Below are 8,580 nucleotides of genomic sequence, written 5' to 3'. Positions count from 1 at the left end.
CCCCACCGCGCCATGGCCTGATAGCGCGGCTGCCGATGCGCCAAAGCGCGCGCATAGGTCCAACGAACAAAGTGATCAGGGTCGCAATTTTCTTCTTCAACAGAATGAGTTACGCGGTACTCCTCCCATACGGAATGAAGGAATTTCGGCTGGTAGTACATTGGCTTTGGTGCGCGATCAAAGCGGCGGACCAATTCCTCGGTATGCGCGTTGGAACCCTTGATCCAGACCAACAGCAACGATTGAGAAAGCTTCTGCATCACCGGGTCATTGCGGTCTTCGGTGTCGACGATTTCGCAGATCGACCCTGAGGTGTCACAGACGAAATTTGGATAGCCGTAGATGTCTTCTGCCCGGTCGATGAACCGTGCCGTATCAAGCATGGCTGCCACTTCAGCCGCGCGGTGCTGTTCCTGACGCGCCATGTATTCGGCAAACCGCACCCCGCCCTTTGCCGGATCACCCGGCTTGCCAAGGTAAGTCGATAGAGGGGCCAGATTGTTGAAGGTTATGTTGGACGCGATGTAGACTGAGTCCGTCATCAACAGCTCGCGCAGCAGCGGCACCTTCATCGCCTCGCGCTTGAAATTGTCCGCGATAAACTCGTTCATGTAACGGGTGCCGATGCGGTAATCGACCGAATAGTGAAACCACTGGCCGGCATCGCGCAGCATGTTGGCCAGCGTTGTCTTGCCGAGGCCAGACATGCCAAACAGCAGCACCCGCTTGCGCGACGCAGCCCTGTAGTCTTTGCCAGTCTGATAGATCATCGTGTCACCCCTTGGCCCCTGTTAGCGCCGGGGTGTTGGATTCACAACGAAAAACCCCGCCCGGATCAGGGGCGGGGTTTGCTTTGCTGTGACGGCTTAGAACGCCCAGCCGACCTTGACGCCCACGCCGATCAAGGTGTTGTCGGTCATGTTGGCGCGGCCGACACCCGCTGTCTGTGGCTGCGCATCGCCGAGCCAGGTATAGTTGACGCCGCCACTGATCTTCATGTTGTCCATCGTATATGACGCCCCGATCGTGGCGCCATAGCGCCCATCTGTCGGGGCCAGCGGTGAAACCAACGGATCAGTGCCTTTCGGCTCGTAGGTCAGCGAAAAGGACGCGGCCCACTTTTCGTTGAACCGACGGCCTACGCCAAGCGTATAGGTCGTGGTGTTTTCCAGTTCCACCAGGCCGTCTCCCGGAAATCCAATCGGGTCAATCTTGAAATCCGACCAGTCTACCCAACGAATTGAGCCGAACAGCAGCGTGTCCTTCGCAATGCCGGTCTGGAAGTCAAGGTTGACGGACTGCGGCGTCTCCACGTCAGTGATCTGGCCAGAAGGGAAGAAGACTTGCGTGGTGTCAAACTCATGCTTGACCTTGGAACTGTAGGTCAGCGCGACGCGAAGCGCGATCTCGGGCTTTTCAAAAGCAACGCCAACAAGATAGCCAGGTGCCCAGTCACCGGCAAACTGTACGTTGTAGCCGCTTAGGCCAGCATAGGCGGCGCCTTGCAACTGAATGTTGCCCTTGGCGTGCTGTGCGCGCAGACCGCCATGGATCGAGAACGCTTCGTTGAACTTGTAGCGCAGGATGCCAGTGACGGCATAGGTATCGGTCTTCGCAATCGTCCCGCCCAAAAGCGGCGAAGTAGCAGCATACAAGATATCTGCCCCGAACGGCTGGTCCATATTCAGTGCAAACGACAGTTTGTCATTGACGTCGTACTTGTAGCTGAACGCGAGTTGCGAATAGGTCGCGGTCACGTCTCCGGTTGGTTGGGCTGCGACGTCAGTCCCCTCTACCTTTGGTGAGACAAGGCCGTAGGACAACTCCATGTACCTGCCTTCTTCGAACAGAGCCCCGAGGCCCTGGCCCGATCTGTCAATCCCGCCTGCGCCCGCGCTTGTCGCTACAGCAGCAAACACAGCGGCTGGAATCATAACTCGTTTCATTTTCCTCATCCCTGGATCTGAGATTTCCCCTGTCAGTAACGCTAGGGCCGGTTGCAAAATCGGTCAATCAATGACGCGGCGTCACAGCTCTGTGATCTTTTGGATGTTGCTGCTTTGCCCCTGACACGCTGCGAATGTTGATCCAGTTTCCAAGAAAAATCAGACCTGCGCCAAGGAACAGGCTTGCTTGAACCGGCTCGGCGTAGAACAGCGCGCCAATCGCCGCAATCACAGGCAGGCGTGCGAAATCGATGGGCACGACGAAACTTGCCGGTGCAAGTGACAAGGCAGAGGTCAGGCATAAATGCGCGGTCACCCCTGAAACTGCGATGAGCGTCAACCACGGCACCGTTGCCATCGTCGGCCATGTCACTTCGCCGTCGGCCAGCAAGGCAACCGTGCCAAGGCAGAATTGCATCAGCGTCAGCCAGAACAGAATTGACACGATGGCCTCCCCCCGGGTCAGCGCCTTGGTCATCAGCGTGGTCGCGGCAAAGAACAGCGCCGCCCCGGCAGCGGCAAGAACGCCCGGCTCCAGATGCCCGAAATCAGGCCGCGCAACGATCAGGATGCCAAGAAAGCCAAGCGCGGCTGCGATCAGGCGCGGCCTTGTCAGCCGCTCGCCCAGCACCAGTGGCGACAGCAGGATCACCCAGATCGGCGAAGTGAATTCCAACGCGAAAACCTGTGCCAGAGGGATGACCGTTATCGCCCAGAACCAGAGCGATTGCCCGGTAAAGTGAAACAGGTTTCGCACCACGTGGCTGCCCAGCCGGTCTGTCCGCACATCCCGCAGGCGGCCGATCGAAAACGCCACGGCCAAGACGATGACAAACCCGATCAATGATCGCCACGCCAGGATTTCGAACGTGTCATGCACATGTTTGATCTGCCGCGCTGCAACCGCCATCGCGGTGAAGGCGGCAATCGCACCCGTCATCCATAAAGCTGCGGCAAGGGGGTGGTAGGGAACGCTGGAGGGGTGGCTCATCGTGGCAGCTTCGGCGGGCGCACCCGCGAAGTCCAGAGGCAGGATCGGACTTGTGTGGCCTTTTACGGCTGTCTACCGTTGAGGCTGGGTGTGGGGGAAAGCGCATGGAAGTGCTTAGGGGTGACGATGCGAGGGTCAGCTTTGCCGAGTTGTTTTTCGATCTGGTCTTTGTCTTTGCCATCACGCAAGTCAGCCATGTGCTTTTGGCGCATTACGACCTTGCGGGTGCGCTGCAGACCGGGTTCCTTTTCCTCGCGGTGTGGTGGGTCTGGATCTATTCCACCTGGGTGCTGAACCGGCTGGATCCTGAACAGACCTCGGTTCGGCTGCTCTTGTTCGCGCTGATGGCAGCGGGGCTCTTTCTGTCAATGGCGCTGCCCAAGGCGTTTGACGAACGCGGCCTGATCTTCGCGCTGGCCTATGTCGGAATTCAGGTGGGCCGAACGCTGTTCGTATTCCTGACCGCATCGGGCAATGCCATGCTGCGGCGCACATACCTTCGCATTCTGATCTGGTTTCTGGTTGCCGCAAGTTTCTGGATTGCGGGTGGGCTGGCGGAAGGCGAGGTGCGGGTGTGGCTTTGGGTAGTGGCCCTCGGGGTCGAGTATCTGGGGCCGCCGTTTGGCTATCTCGTGCCAGGTCTGGGGCGCGACGTCAGCGCAAACTGGACAGTCAAGGGCGGCCATATCGCCGAACGGTGCGGGCTGTTCGTGATCATTTGCCTCGGCGAGACACTGCTGGTTTCCGGAGCAACCTTTGCGCAGCTGGACTGGGATGTCGCCGGGACTTCGGCGTTCCTCGTTGCCGTCGGGCAAGCCATTGCGATGTGGTGGGTTTATTTCCACATCGGCCACAAGCGGGGAACGCATCAGATCGAGCACTCTGCCAATCCAGGCCAGCTTGCCCGGCTTGCCTACACCTACCTGCACATTCCCATTGTTGCGGGAATTGTGCTGAGCGCCGTCGCTTCGGAGCGCGCAATCGTGCACCCCGGCGATCCGGGCGTGCTGTTGGAAGGCGCCTCGGTCATCGGGGGGCTTGCGCTGTTCCTGTTGGGCAACGGGCTGTTCAAGCGGGTGTCGGCGGGGAATTTCCCACTGTCGCACTGGGTCGGGGTGGCGCTGTGTGCGGTTGCCATCGTGGCCGGGCCACTCACCACACTGCTGGGGCTGAACATCGCAGCAACGGCAATTCTGATACTGGTGGCAGGCTGGGAAAACTGGTCCGTCACAGCGGACAAGGCTGCAACCCGCTAACCGGTTTCAGCCCGCCGCCACACTGATCAAGCGGCAAAGCTCGTTCCGGACCACGCGTTCACCGGCAATCTGGCCTTGCTGGATGGTGAATATCGCGTCGATCCGCGTGGTGTCACCTGCGGCCTTGGCGATGAAGCGGATCGACTGCGCGCGCCCCGAGCCAGAGGTTTCCTGCAGTGCCGTAACAGTGCCACCCGAAGTCTTGACGCTGAAGTACCCCTCCGCCTTCAACTGCGCAGCGATGCGTTTGGCGGCGGTTTTGGGCGAGACGCCGGTCATCGAGTCATGGGTGCGGTATTCGATCTGGCTGAGAAGCGGCAGCCCGAGGAACGAGAAGTTCTGCTTGCACCCGGCAGAGGCAGGGGCGGCGAGGGCGAGGGTGGCGATGACAAGAAGGGCTTTCAAGGGGATGGCTCCGGGGCGGGGATTGCTGGGACAGACCTTGTCGCGCGTCCGCGCGCGCGGCAAGGTAAGCTATTCCTGCGGTTTGTCGCCGGACCTGGTGCGGTCGTGTCAGGTTTCGGTGAAGTAGGTGCTGACCGGGTCGGCCGCGAGGTGGATTGCGACATGCTCCCACCCGCCCGACGCAATGACTTCATCGATATGCGCCCGATGCGCCTCACGCGATGACCAGCGCTCGATCAGCAGGATTTCGTCAGCGACATCGGCGTTCTGCAGGACGCGCAGATCGCGGCAGCCCTTGGTGCCGGGGAGCTCGTTCTGGACCTGTGTCAGGAGGGCGGCAAAATCCGCCAGCCGGTCGGGTTTGATCTTGAAGGCGATGGTAAGGGTCATAGTCATGAATAAGGTCCGTCTCTTTGCAAACGCACGCTTTGTGCCGACGCTGCGTCGACTTAGCCGAGGCAGCGCAATGCGGCCATGATCGTGCGTGCCAGAGATTTGCCTTATCCTGCCAAACGCCTTGGGCCACCTGCAGCGAAGCGTCGCGCATAGGTTGTCGGCGGCAGGCCGAAACGGGCGCTGAAATCGCGGGAAAACTGCGGGGTGCTGGCGTAACCAAGGCGGTCTGCCAGCACGCCGATCGGGGTGCCTTCGTCAAGGAGAAGGAGCCGCGCCCGTTCCAAGCGCAAAAGCCGCATGTACTTGATCGGGGCCACGCCGGTGACCTGCCGGAAGCGATGCGCAAAGTTCGACGGGCTCATCCCTGCCAGATCGGCCAAGGCGTCGACAGTCATCCGCGCTTCGGGCGCGGCTTCGATCCGGCGCATCACCGTTTGCAGGCGAAGGTGTTCCCCGGTGATGACGGCGCGCAGATGGCTTGCCGCGGGCGAGCGCAGGAACCTCTGCAGGATTTCCTTGATATGAAGCGGCGCAAGGGTGCGGATATCGACGGGGTCGGCAAGGCAGGTGATCAGGCGGCTGACCGCCTCGGCCAGCGGTGCGGTCAGCCGGTCGACGTAAAGGGGCGGGGCGTCTTTGCCATGAGATCCCGTTTCCCCGGCGTCGGCCAGTTCCAGGAAGGCCCCGGCCAGCGCGAGGGGCGAGAACTGCAGCTTCAGCGAAATGTAGGGGACGTCGGGTGAGGCTGTCACCTCGGCCAGATAGCGTTGCCCGCCGGGCAAAAACAGGACATGGGCCGGGTCATTGCTGGCCGCGTGCAGCCCCGTGCGCACCGTCTTGCGTCCTGAGGCCGCGACGGCGATGTTCATCATCTCGGCATAGCCGCGCACGGCGGTCACAGGCGCATCGGCACAATAGATCCAGACATCCGGATGCGCGGTAAGGGTTAGGCCGGGCCGCACGGCAAGCGCTGTGATCTGCCGTAGCAGATGGTGGGTGACGGCGCCGATGCCGGGATCAGCGGTCACGTCCGGCCCTATTGGCTGCGGGGGGCATCTGATGGGGCGGCAGAGAACGCGCCGGGGGTTTCCTGCACCCAGAAATCGCGGGCGAGGTGGGCGGTGGCCGCAAACCATGCGCTGGCGCTGGTCTGATGCGCGTCGAAGGCGGCGCGGCTGGCGAAGGTTTCGTCAAGCTGCCAGACCAGCGGGTCGGCAGAGCGGGTGACGTTGAAGCTGAGGCAGCCTGGTTCGGCGCGCGACAGGCGGATATGGTCGGGCAGGCGTCGGGTGACGATGTCGGCGTCTTCGGGCGTCGTACAGATGAGGCGGCCGGTGACGCGGATCATTCGAGTTCGATCGTGCCTGGTGGTTTTGATGTGCAATCGTAGAAGACGCGGTTAACCCCTTGGACTTCATTGATGATCCGGGTGGCGGTCTCGCCCAGGAAGTCATGGGTGAAGGGGTAGTAGTCGGCGGTCATGCCGTCGACCGAGGTCACCGCCCGTAGCGCAAGCGCATAGTCATAGGTCCGCCCGTCGCCCATCACGCCCACGGTCTTCATCGGCAGGATGGCGGCGAAGGCCTGCCAGATCTCGTCATAGAGCCCGTGCTTGCGGATCTGGTCGATGTAGACCGCATCGGCGCGGCGCAGGATATTCAGCTTTTCGGGGGTGATCTCGCCGGGGCAGCGGATTGCCAGGCCGGGGCCGGGGAAGGGGTGGCGGGCGATAAAGGCCTGCGGCAGGCCCAGCTCACGGCCCAAGGCACGGACCTCGTCCTTGAACAGCTCGCGCAGCGGTTCGACCAGCTTCAGCCCCATCTTTTCAGGCAAGCCGCCGACATTGTGGTGGGACTTGATGGTGACCGACGGCCCGCCAGAGAAACTGACGCTTTCGATAACGTCAGGGTACAGTGTCCCTTGCGCGAGGAACGTGGCGCCGCCCACCGCATGCGCATGCTTCTGGAACACATCGATGAACAGCCGCCCGATGGTCTTGCGTTTGACCTCGGGGTCCGACACACCCTCCAGCGCGCCAAGAAACAGGGCGCTTTCATCAGCATGGATCAGCGGGATGTTGTAGGTGTCGCGGAACATCGACACGACCTGTTCAGCCTCGCCCAGCCGCAACAGGCCGTGATCGACAAAGACGCAGGTCAATTGCGACCCGATCGCCTCATGGATCAGCACGGCGGCAACCGAGCTGTCGACACCGCCCGACAGGCCACAGATCACCTTGGCGTCGCCGACCTGCGCGCGGATCTTGGCGATGGCTTCCTCGCGGTAGGCTCCCATCGTCCAGTCGCCCTTGAAGCCCGCCAGCTTGACGAAGTTTTCGTAAAGCTGCGCGCCTTTCGGGGTGTGATGCACTTCGGGGTGGAACTGCACCGCATAGAAGTGGCGGGCAGGGTCGGCGGTGATGGCGAAGGGCGCGTTGGGCGAGGTGCCGAAGACCGCGAATCCGGGGGCGATTTCGCTGACGTGGTCGCCGTGGCTCATCCAGACCTGTTCGCGGTTGCCCTTTTCGCCACCGGGGGCAAACCAGCCATCCAGAAGCGGCAGGCGGTCGGCGGTGGGGGTGACAAAGGCCCGCCCGAATTCGGCGGTGCCATGGCCGCGTTCCACTTTGCCGCCAAGGCGGTGCATCATCACCTGCTGGCCGTAACAGATGCCGAGGATCGGCACCCCAAGGGAAAACACCGACGGCGGCGGCATGGGGGCGCCCTCGGCGAAGACTGACGCCGGGCCGCCCGAGAAGATCACCGCCTTAGGCGCGAAATCCGCGAGGAAGGCGTCGGTGACCTTGTTGAACGGGTGAATTTCGCAATAGACATTCAACTCGCGCAGGCGGCGCGCGATCAGCTGCGTCACCTGGGAGCCGAAGTCGATGATAAGAAGGCGGTCATGCTGGGTCATGGGGGTTGCAATAAAGCTGCGCATGGCGCCATGCAAGGGTCAACAGATCAAGACATACTCGCGCCGTCGGTGCCGAAAACCTGAGCGTGACGGGCAAGAATCTTCTGCCAAAGCGTGTTGATCGGCAGGTCGGTAAGGCCGAACTCGCCCCTCAGAATATCGGTCATTTCCTCGGGCGAAGCAATCAGGTGCTTGGTGACGCCAATGGCATCGGTGTGGCGCAATACCCGGCCAAGGATGGCGCTGGAGGCGGCAGGCTGCATCTTGATGCATTCGAAGTTCTGCAGGAAAAAAGATTCTGGGTCGCGCTGTAGCCACTCGCATTGCCCGGCCAGAAGCGCCTCGTCCGCAGGTTCGTCGCGAAAATCGAAATCCGTCGGACTGCCGAGGGCATGATTGTGAAACCGCCAGTACCCATCGGCCAGTTTTTCAAGCCGAAAGCTCAGCGGCCCCTGCTGATGCGTCCCTTCGCACAAAGCAATAGGATCGCGCAAGGCATCCCCAAGCCCAAGGTCGGCCAGATAAGTCTGCTCCAGCCGCACCAACAGCACGACATGATTTCCCAAAGTGCTGTCGCCGCGCGTGCTGCGATAGACCGCTGAAGTTGCGCGCACGACATCGAAACCGATCCTCTTGAGCGCCCAGCCCAGCAGACCGTTGGTCTCGTAAC

Annotated in this window: 10 protein-coding genes; 1 reads left to right on the top strand and 9 read right to left on the bottom strand. The window is 61.5% G+C overall.

All coding sequences use genetic code 11. The annotated features are described in order from the left end of the window. The 3 genes from RMO18_RS02975 to RMO18_RS02965 all read right to left on the bottom strand — a co-directional run. Positions 1-770 (bottom strand): ATPase (locus tag RMO18_RS02975; RefSeq protein ID WP_309663839.1); only part of this gene is annotated, 770 nt, incomplete at its 3' end. Between the two features lie 96 nt (positions 771-866). Continuing rightward, positions 867-1,946, bottom strand: coding sequence for an outer membrane protein transport protein (locus RMO18_RS02970; RefSeq protein ID WP_309663838.1), 1,080 nt, complete (start codon positions 1,944-1,946; stop codon positions 867-869). Positions 1,947-2,013: 67 nt separating this feature from the next. Beyond that, positions 2,014-2,886 (bottom strand): DMT family transporter, encoded by an 873-nt coding sequence (locus RMO18_RS02965; protein ID WP_309663837.1) that lies wholly within the window; start codon positions 2,884-2,886, stop codon positions 2,014-2,016. A gap of 155 nt (positions 2,887-3,041) precedes the next feature. Here RMO18_RS02965 and RMO18_RS02960 point away from each other — a divergent pair, with 155 nt between their 5' ends. Next, positions 3,042-4,193, top strand: coding sequence for a low temperature requirement protein A (locus RMO18_RS02960; RefSeq protein WP_309663836.1), 1,152 nt, complete (start codon positions 3,042-3,044; stop codon positions 4,191-4,193). Between the two features lie 6 nt (positions 4,194-4,199). On the opposite strand, the gene RMO18_RS02955 is transcribed toward RMO18_RS02960, so the two are convergent. The 6 genes from RMO18_RS02955 to RMO18_RS02930 form a co-directional block, all read right to left on the bottom strand. Beyond that, the gene (locus RMO18_RS02955; protein WP_309663835.1) at positions 4,200-4,598 is read right to left on the bottom strand and encodes a hypothetical protein; all 399 of its coding nucleotides are present in this window, start codon (positions 4,596-4,598) and stop codon (positions 4,200-4,202) included. Between the two features lie 108 nt (positions 4,599-4,706). After that, a complete protein-coding gene (locus tag RMO18_RS02950) occupies positions 4,707-4,994 on the bottom strand; it encodes an antibiotic biosynthesis monooxygenase family protein (RefSeq protein WP_309663834.1) in 288 nt (95 codons plus the stop codon). Between the two features lie 104 nt (positions 4,995-5,098). Then, the gene (locus RMO18_RS02945) at positions 5,099-6,022 is read right to left on the bottom strand and encodes an AraC family transcriptional regulator (RefSeq protein WP_309663833.1); all 924 of its coding nucleotides are present in this window, start codon (positions 6,020-6,022) and stop codon (positions 5,099-5,101) included. 8 nt (positions 6,023-6,030) lie between these two features. Further along, positions 6,031-6,342, bottom strand: a complete 312-nt coding sequence (locus tag RMO18_RS02940) for an antibiotic biosynthesis monooxygenase (RefSeq protein WP_309663832.1) — start codon at positions 6,340-6,342, stop codon at positions 6,031-6,033. Then, entirely contained in the window at positions 6,339-7,910 is a 1,572-nt protein-coding gene (gene guaA, locus RMO18_RS02935) for a glutamine-hydrolyzing GMP synthase (protein ID WP_309663831.1), read from the bottom strand. Before guaA ends, RMO18_RS02940 begins: the two co-directional genes overlap by 4 nt. A 47-nt stretch (positions 7,911-7,957) precedes the next feature. Next, a partial coding sequence (locus RMO18_RS02930) for an arylamine N-acetyltransferase (RefSeq protein ID WP_309663830.1) occupies positions 7,958-8,580 on the bottom strand: 623 nt, incomplete at its 5' end.

The organism is Tabrizicola sp., from assembly GCF_031377265.1.
Lineage (GTDB): Bacteria > Pseudomonadota > Alphaproteobacteria > Rhodobacterales > Rhodobacteraceae > JAUYQR01.
This window is presented reverse-complemented; position numbering and strand designations above follow the sequence as displayed.

Excerpts from the sequence above, each read along its gene's own strand:
- guaA (WP_309663831.1), bottom strand. The coding sequence starts at position 7,910 with ATGACCCAGCATGACCGCCTTCTTATCATCGACTTCGGCTCCCAGGTG.
- RMO18_RS02960 (WP_309663836.1), top strand. The coding sequence starts at position 3,042 with ATGGAAGTGCTTAGGGGTGACGATGCGAGGGTCAGCTTTGCCGAGTTG.
- RMO18_RS02940 (WP_309663832.1), bottom strand. The coding sequence starts at position 6,342 with ATGATCCGCGTCACCGGCCGCCTCATCTGTACGACGCCCGAAGACGCC.
- RMO18_RS02950 (WP_309663834.1), bottom strand. The coding sequence starts at position 4,994 with ATGACTATGACCCTTACCATCGCCTTCAAGATCAAACCCGACCGGCTG.
- RMO18_RS02965 (WP_309663837.1), bottom strand. The coding sequence starts at position 2,886 with ATGACGGGTGCGATTGCCGCCTTCACCGCGATGGCGGTTGCAGCGCGG.
- RMO18_RS02970 (WP_309663838.1), bottom strand. The coding sequence starts at position 1,946 with ATGAAACGAGTTATGATTCCAGCCGCTGTGTTTGCTGCTGTAGCGACA.